The 13,126-nt window shown below is 71.5% G+C and carries 15 protein-coding genes; 7 read left to right on the forward strand and 8 right to left on the reverse strand.

Annotated elements, in window-relative coordinates; translation table 11 throughout:
- Positions 1–105: 105 nt before the first annotated feature.
- The 4 genes from H5965_RS29765 to H5965_RS29780 all read right to left on the reverse strand — a co-directional run bounded on the left by H5965_RS29765 (position 106) and on the right by H5965_RS29780 (position 3,059).
- Complete coding sequence (locus H5965_RS29765; protein ID WP_310973824.1) at positions 106–615, reverse strand: DUF501 domain-containing protein; 510 nt, start codon at positions 613–615, stop codon at positions 106–108.
- A 24-nt stretch (positions 616–639) separates the two neighbouring features.
- The gene (locus tag H5965_RS29770; RefSeq protein WP_086845214.1) at positions 640–1,002 is read right to left on the reverse strand and encodes a septum formation initiator family protein; all 363 of its coding nucleotides are present in this window, start codon (positions 1,000–1,002) and stop codon (positions 640–642) included.
- A gap of 248 nt (positions 1,003–1,250) precedes the next feature.
- Positions 1,251–2,537, reverse strand: a complete 1,287-nt coding sequence (eno, locus tag H5965_RS29775; protein ID WP_310973826.1) for a phosphopyruvate hydratase — start codon at positions 2,535–2,537, stop codon at positions 1,251–1,253.
- A 60-nt stretch (positions 2,538–2,597) separates the two neighbouring features.
- Positions 2,598–3,059: a VOC family protein gene (locus H5965_RS29780; RefSeq protein WP_310973827.1), complete on the reverse strand. Its 462-nt coding sequence runs from the start codon at positions 3,057–3,059 to the stop codon at positions 2,598–2,600.
- 72 nt (positions 3,060–3,131) lie between these two features.
- Here H5965_RS29780 and H5965_RS29785 point away from each other — a divergent pair, with 72 nt between their 5' ends.
- On the forward strand, positions 3,132–3,536 hold the full coding sequence (locus H5965_RS29785) for a tetratricopeptide repeat protein (RefSeq protein ID WP_310973829.1): 405 nt from the start codon (positions 3,132–3,134) through the stop codon (positions 3,534–3,536).
- Positions 3,537–3,751: 215 nt separating this feature from the next.
- On the opposite strand, the gene H5965_RS29790 is transcribed toward H5965_RS29785, so the two are convergent.
- Positions 3,752–4,498: a murein transglycosylase gene (locus tag H5965_RS29790; protein WP_310974190.1), complete on the reverse strand. Its 747-nt coding sequence runs from the start codon at positions 4,496–4,498 to the stop codon at positions 3,752–3,754.
- Positions 4,499–4,929: 431 nt separating this feature from the next.
- Between H5965_RS29790 and efeU the strand changes: the two genes are divergently transcribed.
- From efeU to H5965_RS29820, 6 genes are all read left to right on the forward strand, one after another.
- Positions 4,930–5,775 (forward strand): iron uptake transporter permease EfeU, encoded by an 846-nt coding sequence (gene efeU / locus H5965_RS29795; protein ID WP_310973831.1) that lies wholly within the window; start codon positions 4,930–4,932, stop codon positions 5,773–5,775.
- Positions 5,772–6,908, forward strand: a complete 1,137-nt coding sequence (gene efeO, locus H5965_RS29800) for an iron uptake system protein EfeO (RefSeq protein ID WP_310973833.1) — start codon at positions 5,772–5,774, stop codon at positions 6,906–6,908. The genes efeU and efeO overlap by 4 nt, the downstream gene beginning before the upstream one ends.
- The gene (efeB, locus tag H5965_RS29805; RefSeq protein ID WP_310973834.1) at positions 6,905–8,164 is read left to right on the forward strand and encodes an iron uptake transporter deferrochelatase/peroxidase subunit; all 1,260 of its coding nucleotides are present in this window, start codon (positions 6,905–6,907) and stop codon (positions 8,162–8,164) included. Before efeO ends, efeB begins: the two co-directional genes overlap by 4 nt.
- Positions 8,165–8,226: 62 nt before the next feature.
- Entirely contained in the window at positions 8,227–8,796 is a 570-nt protein-coding gene (locus tag H5965_RS29810) for a WHG domain-containing protein (RefSeq protein WP_310974192.1), read from the forward strand.
- Positions 8,793–9,935, forward strand: a complete 1,143-nt coding sequence (locus tag H5965_RS29815) for a GDSL-type esterase/lipase family protein (RefSeq protein WP_310973836.1) — start codon at positions 8,793–8,795, stop codon at positions 9,933–9,935. The genes H5965_RS29810 and H5965_RS29815 overlap by 4 nt, the downstream gene beginning before the upstream one ends.
- A 17-nt stretch (positions 9,936–9,952) precedes the next feature.
- Positions 9,953–10,387, forward strand: coding sequence for a PPOX class F420-dependent oxidoreductase (locus tag H5965_RS29820; protein WP_310973838.1), 435 nt, complete (start codon positions 9,953–9,955; stop codon positions 10,385–10,387).
- A gap of 21 nt (positions 10,388–10,408) precedes the next feature.
- Here the strand turns inward: H5965_RS29820 and H5965_RS29825 are convergent, their stop codons facing one another.
- From H5965_RS29825 to H5965_RS29835, 3 genes are read right to left on the reverse strand one after another with little or no spacing between them, the layout of a single operon-like run.
- Positions 10,409–10,972: a hypothetical protein gene (locus tag H5965_RS29825; RefSeq protein ID WP_310973840.1), complete on the reverse strand. Its 564-nt coding sequence runs from the start codon at positions 10,970–10,972 to the stop codon at positions 10,409–10,411.
- Positions 10,969–12,318: a hypothetical protein gene (locus H5965_RS29830; RefSeq protein WP_310973841.1), complete on the reverse strand. Its 1,350-nt coding sequence runs from the start codon at positions 12,316–12,318 to the stop codon at positions 10,969–10,971. The genes H5965_RS29825 and H5965_RS29830 overlap by 4 nt, the downstream gene beginning before the upstream one ends.
- A complete protein-coding gene (locus H5965_RS29835; RefSeq protein ID WP_310973843.1) occupies positions 12,315–13,118 on the reverse strand; it encodes an ABC transporter ATP-binding protein in 804 nt (267 codons plus the stop codon). The genes H5965_RS29830 and H5965_RS29835 overlap by 4 nt, the downstream gene beginning before the upstream one ends.
- Positions 13,119–13,126: the final 8 nt, after the last annotated feature.

Below are 13,126 nucleotides of genomic sequence, written 5' to 3' on the forward strand. Positions count from 1 at the left end.
TCGGGACACAGCCTGCCGCAAGCGCGGCGAGGTTTCAGCCCATCGAGAGTCGGAATCGAGCTTTTCGCTCACCCAGACCAGTTATCTGTTCACAGCGCGCGAGTGTTACGCGGCGCAGTCCCCCATCGGCCACCCGTTGGCCTTAAGCAGGGCCAGCGTCTCGTCACCGAACGGATTCACGCCCGGGCCGACGGCCAGCGTGTGGGCGACGTGCACGTGCAGGCACTTGACGCGGCCCGGCATGCCCCCGGCGGTGACCTGGTGACCCAGCGGCTCGATCGCGTCCCGCTCGGCGAGGTAGGCCTCGTGGGTGCGCTGGTACTGCGCGGCGAGCTCGGGATCGGTGGTGAGCCGCTCGGTCATCTCCTTCATGATCCCGGACGCCTCGATGGTGCCGATCATCGAATTGAGCTTCGGGCAGGTCAGGTAGTAGAGCGTCGGGAACGGGGTGCCGTTCTCCAGCCGCGGGCTGGTCTGCACCACGGACGGGTGCCCGCTCGGGCACCGCGCGGCGATCGCGCGCAGCGCTCGCGGCGGCCGTCCGAGCTGCTCCGCGATGATCTCGCGGTCGGCGTCGGTGACGGGCTCGAACCGGTGCTGCTGCGTGCTGTTCACGCGGTCCAGGTTAGAGCGTGCCCCTCAGCCGCCCGAGACCTGGTTCCACAGGTTCTCGTACCAGGAGCTGCCCGCGACCTGCTGCTGCCCGGCCGGCGGGGCCGCGTCCGGCGCCTTGTCCTCCGGCAGCTGGACGATGTACGGCGTCTCGCCGGGCTTCACGTACCGCAGCCGCCGGCGCGCCTCGGCCTCGATCTGCGCCGGGTCGCTCAGCTCCGCCTTGCGGCCTTGGAGCTGAGCGACCTCCTGCTGCAGCTGGGCCTGCTGCGCCTGCTGTTCGCGGACCTCGGTCCGCTGGGAGAGGTACGTGCGCAGGGGCACGGCGATGGTGAACGCCAGCGCGCACACCACGATCGCCACCACCGCCGCGCGGCGGGTGGTGGACATGCCGAGCACCTTCGCCGCGCCTGAGGCCCGCTTCGCCGCCAGGCCCCGGCGCAGCCGGGCCCTGGTGGTCTCCGCGTCGCCGGTGCGGCGGCGCGCCGCCGCGGTGCCGTCGGTCCGGGGCGACCGGGATCCCGGGCTCCCCGCACGACCGGCCTCCGGGCGGCGGGTCCGCGCGGGTCCGCCGACCCGCGCCGAACCGCCGCCACCGCCGCGGCGGCCACGTGTCCTCCCCCGGTCCGCCATCGGCGTCAGGCCTCGGCGGTGAACCGCGGGAAGGCCAGCTCGCCGGCGTACCGGGCGGCGTCACCGAGGGTCTCCTCGATGCGCAGCAGCTGGTTGTACTTGGCGATCCGCTCGCCGCGGGCCGGGGCACCGGTCTTGATCTGGCCGACGCCGGTGGCGACGGCCAGGTCCGCGATGAACGTGTCCTCGGTCTCGCCCGAGCGGTGGCTCATCATCGACTTGTAGCCGAACGACGTGGCCAGCGAGATCGCGTCGAGCGTCTCGGACAGGGTGCCGATCTGGTTGACCTTCACCAGCAGCGCGTTGGCGGCGCGGCGGGTGATGCCCTCCTCCAGGCGGTCCGGGTTGGTGACGAACAGGTCGTCGCCGACGATCTGGACCTTCTCGCCGACCTCGGCGGTCAGGGTGACCCAGCCGTCCCAGTCGTCCTCGCTCAGCGGGTCTTCGATCGACACCAGCGGGTAGTTCGCCAGCAGTTCGGCGTAGTAGGCCGACATCTGCTCGGCGCTCTTCTTCGCGCCCTCGAAGGTGTACACGCCGTCGGAGAAGAACTCCGTCGCGGCGACGTCGAGGGCCAGCGCGACGTCGCGGCCGGGGGTGTAGCCGGCCTTCTCGATGGCCTGCAGGATCAGGTCGAGGGCCTCCCGGTTGTTGCCGAGGTTCGGCGCGAAGCCGCCTTCGTCGCCGAGACCGGTCGACAGGCCGCGGCCCTTCAGCACCGACTTCAGCGAGTGGTAGACCTCGGTGCCCCAGCGCAGGGCCTCGCGGAAGGTCTCGGCGCCGATCGGCGCGATCATGAACTCCTGGACGTCGACGTTGCTGTCGGCGTGCGAACCACCGTTGAGGATGTTCAGCATCGGCACCGGCAGCACGTGCGCGTTCGGGCCGCCCAGGTAGCGGAACAGCTCCAGCTCGGCCGACTCGGCGGCGGCCTTCGCGACGGCCAGCGAGACGCCGAGGATGGCGTTCGCGCCGAGGCGGGACTTCGCCGGCGTGCCGTCGAGGTCGACCAGCTTCTGGTCGACGATCCGCTGGTCGACGGCCTCGATGCCGACCATCTCCGGGCCGATCTCGTCGAGCACCGCGGCGACCGCGCGCTCGACGCCCTTGCCGTTGTAGCGGCCGGTGTCGCCGTCACGCAGCTCGACCGCTTCGTGCTCACCGGTCGACGCCCCCGACGGGACCGCGGCCCGCGCCAGGGTGCCGTCGTCGAGAGCCACCTCCACCTCGACCGTCGGGTTGCCGCGCGAGTCCAGAATCTCGCGCGCGCCTACCTGCTCGATGAGAGCCACGCCATGCTCCTCGGTGCGTCTTGCCTGCGATGACGCGCCCAGCCTAGCCGTCGCCGCAGTTCACCCGTTGGAGGACTCACCGCCCGCGCGCACCTCCTGCCAGCCGGGCGGCAGCTCGACGACCTCGGACGTCTGCTGCCAGAACGTCCAGCTGTTGCCCCCGAGATCGGCGACGGTGAACACCCGGGCGCCGTACGGCTGGTCCTGCGGCGGCTCCAGCTCGCACTCGTCCCCGAGGGCGGCCTCGATCCGCGCGTAGGCGGCGTCCACGTCGTCGACGTAGAGGATGTTGAGCTGGCCGACCGGGCCGTCGACGCCCTTGGCCTGCCAGTAGTCCGGGCCGACCCCGGCGAGCTGGATCCGCGCTTCGCCCGCGCGCAGCGTCGCCTGGAACACCTCGCCGGCGCCGTCGCAGAACCGGACCTCTTCGGTGAACCCGAAGACCCTGGTCAGCCAGGCGAGCGCCTCGGTGGCGTCGGCGTAGTACAGGTAGGGCGCCAGGCCCCGGTACGGGCTGCTCATGGCGGCACAGTCCATCACGTCCCGTTCGGAGGCGTGTGCAACCCCCTCCTCCGGGGTAACGTGGGAGTGACCATGACGGACGCCGCAGCTGCTTCGCAGCCTCCCGAAGAGTCGCGGTTCCATGCCTTCCGCCAGGCCGAAGACCTGGTCGGCCGCCGTCGTCCGCTCGACGCGCTGAAGGCCCTGCAGCCCCTGCTGGAATCCGAAACGGACAAACCGTCGGTGCACCTGCTGGCCGGGCGCGCGTACTTCCACTCCGCCCAGCTGCGGCGCGCCGAAGAGGCGTTCACCCGGGTGCTGGAACTGGACCCGACGGACCACTACGCCCGGTTCATCCTGGGCCGGACGCTGCAGCGGCTGGGCCGGTTCGTCGAGGCGCTGGCGCAGATGAAGATCGCCTCGGCGATGCACCCGGTGCCCGAGTACCTCGAAGCGATCAGCGAGGTCAAAGCCCACATCGCGCTGCGCGAACCCTGACCAGGGCCGAACGGCCCGGGCGTCCTCGGCCGTTCGGCCGAGCAGGCCGGGCCCCTCGACCGATGTCCCGCACCCCCTCGTCCGGCGAAGCTGGTTCCAGACCGAACCGGGAGGAACCACGATGTCGATCTTCGTCACGCTGGGCGCGTACGCCGGGCTGCTGCTGTTGGTGCTGATGGCCGTCACGCCGTTCGTCGCCGACCGCGAGCTGTGACTCAGGGCGCGACGCTCGCCTCCGCGTAGGCGTCCGCCGCGCTGAAGACGTCCTGGCCGTAGGGAACGGCCTGGTTGTAGAACAGGATCGCCCGCCACCAGCCGGCCGGGGTGCCGAGGTCGTCGCCCCCGGAACACAGGAACCGCGCCGCCGTGAAGGCCGCGTCGTCGATGTTCTGCGGGTCCGGCGCACCACCGTCGCCGTTCGCGCGCTCCTGGTGCTTCTTCCACGTCGACGGCAGGAACTGCATCGGGCCGATCAGGTGGTCCCACGTCTTGTCGCCGTCGAGCTTGCCGCCGTCGGAATCGCGCACCGCCGGGACGCCCGGCGAGCCGTCCAGCGGCGGGCCGACCACCGGCTTCGCCACCCGGCCGTCCGCGCCGATCGCCGCGAGGTCGAACTCGCCGCGTTCGGTCTCGACCCGGCCGATGCCCGCGAGCGACGCCCACGAGAGGTGGCACGTCGGCTTCTGCCGCTGCATCCACATCTCCGCCCGGCCGTACGCCGAGAGCACGCGCGCCGGGACGTGCGTCTTGTTCGCGACCCGGGTCGCCCACGCGTCCAGCTCGACGCGGTCGGACACCTGCGGCCGGTCGACCGGCGCGGCGAGCCCGGCCCGCGGCGCTTCGGCACCGGGCTGCGGACGCTGTTCGGGGATGGCGAGCGCCGGCTGCACCGGCGGGGCCGCGGCGGGCGCGTCGGGATTCCGGACACCGATGGTGACGAGCAGGATCACGCCGGTGACCACCAGCCCGAGCGCGAGGGCGATCCGGCCGACGTACCGCCTGGGCGGGCCGCCCGAGGGCGACGACGGAGGCGTGACGGTCGGCTGAGCGGTATCGGCCACCCGAACAGGTTACGGACGCACTCAAGTGGGGCTGTGTTGCTCCGGTGCTTCGCCCCGGGCCGGGGGCTCCGCCACCCGGAACCCCCGAAAAGCGGTCCCCCAAGCGGCTGACCAGGCAAGCCGACGGTTAACCCGGGCCCGCTGCCTGCGAAATCACAGAATTCGTTATCGAGTCGACGCGCAAGCCTCTGACCTGCGGTTACCCTAACCTAACTTCGAGCCGATGTCCTGTTTGCCCGATTGCATCGTTTCGGAGCGGCGCGCGCACGCTGGACTTACAGGTGAGCCTTACCTAAAACCATCACGGAAGCAGAACTCAGGGAGGCGGACCGGTGTTGTTCTCGAGCGCGTTGATCGGGCTGCGCGAAGGCCTGGAAGCCGCGCTGGTCGTCAGCATCCTGGTGGCCTTCCTGGTCAAGACCGAGCGGCGGCACGCGCTGCGCTGGGTGTGGCCGGGCGTCGGCGCCGCGGTGCTGCTGTCGGTGGCCGTCGGAGCGATCCTCACCTACACGACCGCCCAGCTGTCCTTCGAGCACCAGGAGCTGCTCGGCGGGAGCCTGTCGATCGTCGCCGTCGTGTTCGTCACCGCGATGATCTTCTGGATGCGCAAGGCGTCCAAGAGCATCGCCGCCGAACTGCGCGGGAAGATGGACGACGCGCTGGACGTCGGCCCCGCGGCCGTCCTGCTGCTGTCGTTCCTCGCGGTCGGGCGCGAAGGCCTGGAGACGGCGGTGTTCTTCTACTCCGCCGTCCAGACCGCGCAGTCGGACACCGTGCAGCCGCTGATCGGCTTCGCCGTCGGCATCGCGGCCGCGGTCGTCCTCGCCTGGCTGCTCTACCGGGGCGCGGTGCGGTTCAACCTGGGCAAGTTCTTCACGGTCACCGGCGTGCTGCTGGTGTTCGTCGCCGCGGGCGTGCTCGGCTACGGCCTGCACGACCTGCAGGAGGCCGCGTTCCTCCCGGGCATCGGCACCCTGGCCTTCGATGCTTCGGCGACGCTGCCCGAGACGTCTTGGTACGGCGCGCTGCTGAAGGGCATCTTCAACTACTCGCAGCAGACGACCGTGCTGCAGGCCGTCGCCTGGGTCGCCTACGTCGCCATCGTGCTGCCCCTCTTCCTCAAGCCCAGCAAGAAGACCGCGCCGGCGCCCGCCGCCGCGGCCGCCTCGAAGGAGTGACCGTGCGCAAGACCACCCCCCTGGCCCTGCTGGCCGGCGCCACCACCCTGGTGGCGCTCGCCGCGTGCGACAGCAAGAGCCAGCCCGCGGCGGACGGCGGCCCGATCAAGGTTTCGGCGTCCGACACCGCGTGCGAGGTCTCCGCGACCACGGCCGACGCCGGCAACGTGACCTTCGAGATCACCAACAAGGGCACCAAGGTCACCGAGTTCTACCTCTACGCCGAGGGCGACCGGATCATGGGCGAGGTCGAGAACATCGCGCCCGGGCTCAACCGGCGGCTGATCGTCGAGGTCGCCGACGCCGGCAAGTACCAGACCGCGTGCAAGCCGGGCATGGCCGGCAACGGCATCCGCGGCGACTTCACCGTCACCGGCGGCGTCGCGAAGCAGAACGACACCAACGCGCAGAAGGCGCAGGCCACCAAGAGCTACGCCGACTACATCGCGAACAACACCGGCGCGCTGCAGGACGAGACGGTGAAGTTCGCCGACCTCGTGAAGGCCGGCAAGGTCGACGAGGCGAAGACCGCATACGCGCGCACCCGCGTCTATTACGAGCGGATCGAGCCGGTCGCCGAGAAGTTCGGCGACCTCGACCCGGCCATCGACGTCCGCGAGGCCGACCTCGAGCCGAACCAGCAGTTCACCGGCTTCCACCGGCTGGAGAAGGACCTGTTCAAGACCGGCCTGCAGCCCGACAGCGCCCAGATCGCCGACAAACTGGTGACCGACGTCAAGGACCTGGTCGCCAAGACCAAGACCCTCGAACTGTCCGCGCTGGACCTCGCGAACGGGGCCAAGGGCCTGCTCGACGAGGTCGCGACCGGCAAGATCACCGGCGAGGAAGAGGCCTTCTCGCACACCGACCTCTGGGACTTCCAGGCCAATGTGGACGGTTCCAAGGGCGCGATCACCTCGCTGCGGCCGATCCTGCAGGCCAAGGACCCGGCGCTGGTGTCCACTCTGGACAAGGAGTTCGCGAACGTGCAGGGCCTGCTGGACAAGCAGCGGGCCGGTGACGGCTTCAAGCTGTACACCGAGCTTTCCCAGGACCAGGTCAAGGAGTTCGCCTCGGCCGTCGACGCGCTGAGCGAACCGCTGAGCAAGGTTGCGGAGGTCGTGTCGAAGTGACGTCGGCAGAGGGCACGCGCGTCTCGCGGCGGAAGCTCTTCGGCCTGGCGGGCGCGGGTGTCGCGCTCGCCGGGGCCGGAGCCGCCGCCGGCATCGGGATCGACAAGGCGACGAGCGGCAACGCCGAGGCGTCGACGAACACCGTCGACTTCCACGGCGAGCACCAGGCCGGGATCGTCACGCCGGCGCAGGCCAACCTGCACTTCGCGGCCCTCGACGTCACGACGAAGGACCGCGAGAAGCTGCGGGCCCTGCTCAAGACGTGGACCGAAGCGGCCCGCCGGATGACGGCGGGCCAGGAGGTCGTCGCGAACGGCGCGGTCGGCAGCGGCGCGTACGCCCCGCCCGGCGACACCGGCGAGGCGCTCGACCTGCCGGCGTCGAACCTGACGCTGACCATCGGCTTCGGGCCGTCGCTGTTCGACGGCCGGTTCGGCCTGGCCGGCAAGCGCCCGCCGCAGCTGATCGACCTGCCGCTGTTCCCGAAGGACAAGCTCGACCCGGCCCGCAGCGGCGGCGACCTGTGCATCCAGGCCTGCGCGGACGACCCGCAGGTGGCGGTGCACGCGGTCCGCAACCTGGTCCGGCTCGGCTTCGGCGTCACCGAGGTCCGCTGGTCGCAGCTGGGCTTCGGCCGCAGTTCGTCGACTTCGCGCGAACAGCAGACGCCGCGGAACCTGTTCGGCTTCAAGGACGGCACGAACAACATCAAGGCCGAGGAGCCCGACGTGCTGGCCGACCAGGTGTGGGCCACCGCGGCCGACGGCCCGGCCTGGATGGCGGGCGGCTCGTACCTGGTGGCGCGCCGGATCCGGATGCACATCGAGACGTGGGACCGCGAAACCCTCGACGGCCAGGAGAAGATCATCGGCCGTACGAAGGGCACCGGCGCCCCGCTGGGCCAGACCGCGGAGTTCGACGAGCTCGACCTGGACGTCGGCGGCGCGGGCGGCGAGAAGCTGATCCCGGAGGACGCCCACGTCCGGCTGGCCTCCCACCAGGCGCTGAACGGCGTCCGCATCCTGCGGCGCGGCTACAACTTCGTCGACGGCTCGGACGGCGTGGGGCACCTGGAGGCGGGCCTGTTCTTCCTGGCGTTCAACCGCGACACCCGCAAGCAGTACGTGCCGATGCAGCAGGCGCTGTCGTCGAAGGACGCGATGATGGAGTACGTCCAGCACACGGGCTCGGCGCACTTCGCGGTCCCGCCGGGCGTGACCCGCGAGTCGAGCTGGGCGGACGCGCTCTTCTCCTGACCCCGGTTGCCTAAAGCCTTTAGGTCGATCTACCCTGGCTTTAGGCAAATGGGAGAAGGATGATGGTTCGAGCAGGGCTGACCACCGCACGCGTGGTGCACGCGGCGGCAGAACTCGCCGACGAGGCCGGCTTCGACAGGGTGACGCCGTCGGAGCTGGCGCGGCGGCTCGGCGTTCAGGTCGCCAGCCTGTATTCGCACGTCAAGAACGCTCACGACCTGCGGACGAAGGTCGCGCTGCTGGCGCTCGACGAGCTCGCCGATCGGGCCGCCGCCGCGCTCGCGGGGCGGGCTGGGCGGGATGCGCTGGTTGCCTTCGCCGACGTCTACCGGGACTACGCCCGTGAACACCCCGGGCGGTACGCCGCCGCGCAAGTGCGGCTCGACCCGGAGACCGCTGCCGCGAGTGCCGGGCCGCGGCACGCCGAGATGATGCGCGCGATCCTGCGCGGCTACGCCCTGACGGGCCCGGACGAGACCCACGCCGTGCGGTTGCTGGGCAGCGTTTTCCACGGGTTCGTCAGCCTCGAAGCCCAAGGCGGGTTCGACCACAGTTCCCCCGCCGCGCCGGAAAGCTGGGTCCGCATCCTCGCCGCCCTCGATGCCCTTCTGCAGGATTGGCCGACTTCGTGATCGACATCCCCCTGACCGCGGAGCTGGTTCGCGGCGCACTCGAACTCGAACGCACCGAGCGCGGCCTGGTGCCCCACCGGCTCCCGGCTCGCGCACGGGCGCAGAACACCGACCCGCGGCTCGCCATGGCCGAGGCGCAGCCCGCCGGCGTGCGGCTGCGGTTCCGGACCCGCGCGGACGTCGTCGAGCTGGAAACGCTGCGCACCAAGCAGGTCTACCCCGGCGCCCCGCCGCGGCCGGACGGCGTTTACGACCTGCTCGTCGACGGCGAGCTGACCGCCCAGGCGAGTGTGGGCGGCGGCAACATCCTCACCGTCGACATGGCGGCCGGTACGTCCTCGCTCACCGCGGGACCGCCCGGGGTCGTCCGGTTCGCCGGGCTGGGCGGGCAGCCCAAGGACGTCGAGATCTGGTTGCCGCACAACGAACTCACCGAGCTGATCGCCCTGCGGGCCGACGCGCCGGCCGAGGCCGTCCCCGAAGGCCGGGTGTGGCTGCACCACGGCAGCTCGATCAGCCACGGCTCGAACGCGGCGAGCCCGGCGACGACGTGGCCCGCGCTCGCCGCCACCGCGGCCGGCGTCGACCTGGTGAACCTCGGCTTCAGCGGCAACGCGCTGCTCGACCCGTTCACCGCCCGGGCGCTGCGGGACACACCCGCCGACCTGATCAGCGTCAAGCTGGGCATCAACGTCGTCAACGCGGACCTGATGCGCCTACGCGCGTTCGGGCCCGCGGTGCACGGGTTCCTCGACACGATCCGCGACGGCCACCCGGACACCCCGCTCGTGGTCGTCTCACCGCTGTACTGCCCGATCCACGAGCGGACGCCGGGCCCGGGCGACTTCGACCACGAAGCGCTGGCGGCCGGCGTGGTCCGTTTCCGCGCGACCGGCGACCCCGCCGAGCGCGCGGCGGGCAAGCTGACGCTGGAGGTCATCCGGGACGAGCTGGCCCGGATCGTGACGCAGCGGCAGGCCTCCGATCCGCACCTGAGCTACCTCGACGGCCTTGCGCTGTACGGCGAAGCCGACTTCGCGGACCTCCCGCTGCCGGACGACCTCCACCCGTGCCCGGCGGCCCACCGCCGGATCGGGGCGCGGTTCGCCGCACTGGCCCTTGACTTCAAGGGAGCTTGAAGTTGGACACTTCGATCATGTTTACCGAAGCAGAGCTCGCCTATCTGACCGACCAGCTGCTGGGCCGGCTGGCGACCCGGCAACCGAACGGGACGCTGCAGGTGAACCCGGTCGGATTCCGGTATAACCCCGACGAAAAAGCCATCGACATCACCGGGCACCGCCTGCGCGGGACCCAGAAGTTCCGCAACATCGCGACCGACGACCGCGTCGCCCTCGTGGTCGACGACGTCCCTTCGACGAACCCGTGGCGGGTCCGGTGCCTGGAGATCCGGGGCCGCGCGGAGGCCCTGGTGGGTGTCGGAGTCCCGCAGGGGCAGTACGAACACCTCTCGGACGTCCACTTCGACGACGCGGTGATCCGCATCCACCCGGAGCGCATCCTCGCGTTCGGCGTCGAGAACTGGGACCGGGAGCCGTACGAACTCGAGATGAACGTCCGCAACGTCTGAACCTTCCCGAGGTGGCCGCCACTAGCGGCGGCCACCCCAAGCGGTGTACGTCACCGCTCCCGCGATCGCCAGCACCGCCGCTGTCCAGGTGGCCGCCGGGGTTTCCGGAGGTTGCAGCAGCCAGGCGGCGACGCGGTTCACCGTCGTGGGGTCACCGGGGACGAACAGCGAGGCCGCCGACCAGGCCAGCGGGAGCGTCCAGCCGAACTGGCCGCCCGCGACCGTGGCCGCCAGCCCCGCCAGCCCCGCGAGACCGGCCGCGTCGCGGACGATGATCGACGCGGCGACCGGCGACGGGCCCAGTTCCTGCACGCCCAGCACCACCGCCCCGGACAGGACCGCGATCAGGGCCAGGTGGGCGAACCGCCGGACCGGCCACGGCAGCGCCGCCGTCCGGTCGAGGTCGGGGTCCTGGCCGCTCAGCCCGATGGCCGCCACCGCGACCGCCGTGGTCAGCGCCAGCGTGGCGAAGATGCCGCCCCAGGAGTCCCGGCCCAGGAACCACACCCCGGACGTCGCCACCAGCAGCGCCCCGAACGCCGCCGGCAGCTGCCGCGAACGGGCGTACAGCGTCGCCCACCTCATCGGCCCGATCCCGGCACCAGCGTTTCGAGCGGGTCACCCTGGCACGTCAGCAACGCCTGGCGCACGGCGACGACCCTGGTGAACCGGACATCCGCGGGCAGAGCGCGGAACTTCGTCCAGGCCTGCTCGATCGGGCCCGCTTGCGGTGGGAACCACCTCCCGGCGTACTCGGGAAGCGGTTTCAGCTCTTCGGTGAAGTACGCCGCCGCGATCATCCGGCCACCCATGTCGGACACGGTCGCGTTGGTCGGCCACTCGCAGGACGGCACGCCCGCCCCGGACAGCACGGCCACCCGCAGGGCGCTCGCGTCCGCCGTGAGGAGTTCGGCGTTGCGCTGGAAGTCGAGGTAGACGACGGCGGGATCGCGCCGGACGGGCTCGTACACCGGGTTGGGCGCGACCTGTTCTTCGACCCGGGTCGGCGCGCCGGGCAGCTTCGCCAGCATCGCGAGCGCTTCGCGGCCGGGGCCGGCCAAGGCGGCCAGCCTGTCGCGGTGCAGCTCCGCCACGCAGACCGGGCCGTCGCAGACCTTCCGGGCGGCGGCGTTGTCGACGGTGAGGACGTCCGCGGGGAACAGCGGCAGGGCGATGGCGGCACCGGCGACGAGCGGCAGCAGGCTCAACAGCCGCGCTCGCACGGAGTGCACCGACAGCAGCAGGAACCCGGTGACGGCGAGGCCGAGGAACCACCCGGCCTGCCCGGCGTCGAGCGCGCCGGCGGTCGTCACCATCGAGCCCCGCGGCTGGGCCAGCACCGGCGCCAGCGGACCGGCCCGGCGCGGCAGGACGGCGTCCAGCCCCGGTTCGAACGACAGCCAGCAGAGGATCGTCCCGACGAAGGCGAGTACGGCCAGCCCGGGCGCGGTCAGCGGATGCGGCAACAGCCGTCCGACAGCCAGCCCGAGCCAGCTGCCGGCGACCACACCGAGCACCCCGACACCGATGACGGGGACGAAGGCGCCCGAGAAGAACCCGTCGTGGGCCAGGACTTCGGCGGCACCCACCCCGAACACGACCAGGTAGCCGACGGCGGCCAGCCCGCCGACGGCGCCGGCCAGCCGGATCGCCCGGTGCCACGCGGGCCGCGGCGTGGTGGCCAGCAGTTCGATCGTGCCGGAGCGGCTGTCGCGCATGCCCTGGATGGCGCCGGCCCCGACCACGACGGGCCAGAGGAACTGCAGCAGGAACCGGAGCCAGAGCGCGGTCGTGGTGGTGTTCGCGGTCAGCGGCGCGGGCACCTTCCACCACGGCCCGGAAAGCAGGAAGAGGAACCCGAGCGCGAAGACGACGACCGCAAGGCCGGCCCAGGGCGCGATCGAGCGCCGGAGTTCGATGCGGAAGATCACCACGCCCCCTGACCCGGCTCGTGGTTGAGCAGCGCGGAGTAGCCGCGCTCGATCGGGCTGTCGCCGACGTGCTCGAGGGTGCCCGCGGCGGCCAGTTCGTCCGGTGTTCCCTGGAACACCAGCTTCCCCGCCGCGAACAGGATGACGTCCGTGCACGCCGTGGCGACGTCCTCGACCAGGTGCGTCGAGATCAGCACGCAGGAGTCGCGGCCCAGTTCCTGGACCAGCTCGCGGAACCGGACCCGCTGCGCCGGGTCGAGGCCGGCCGTCGGCTCGTCGAGGAGCAGGACCTCCGGGTCGTTGACGATCGCCTGGGCGATGCCCACCCGGCGGACCATGCCGCCCGACAGCGTCTTCATCCGGTCGTCCGCGCGATCGGCCAGGCCGACCCGCTCCACCGCCCGCTGGACCGCACCCGGGATGTCCTCTTTGGACATCTCCTTGAGCCAAGCCAGGTACTCGACGAACTCACGGACGGTGAACCGCTTGTAGTACCCGAAGTTCTGCGGCAGGTACCCGATCCGGCGGCGCAGCTCGCGCTGGCCGGTGCGGCCGCCGGCCGGCGTGCCGAGCAGCGACAGGCGGCCCGACTCCGGCCGGAGCACTGTCGCCAGGGCCCGGATCAGCGTCGTCTTGCCGGCGCCGTTCGGGCCGAGCAGCCCGTGCACGCCCTTGCCGAGCGACAGGTCCAGCCCGTCCACGGCCATCTTCTTCCGTCCCACCCGCACCTTCAGCGCCTCGGCCTGGATTTCCCAGGCGTACGTCGCCGGAGCGACCTCGGCGGCCCCTACTGCCCGCATGCTTTCCT

This window comes from Amycolatopsis sp. 505 (assembly GCF_031625235.1).
Taxonomy (GTDB): Bacteria; Actinomycetota; Actinomycetes; order Mycobacteriales; family Pseudonocardiaceae; genus Amycolatopsis.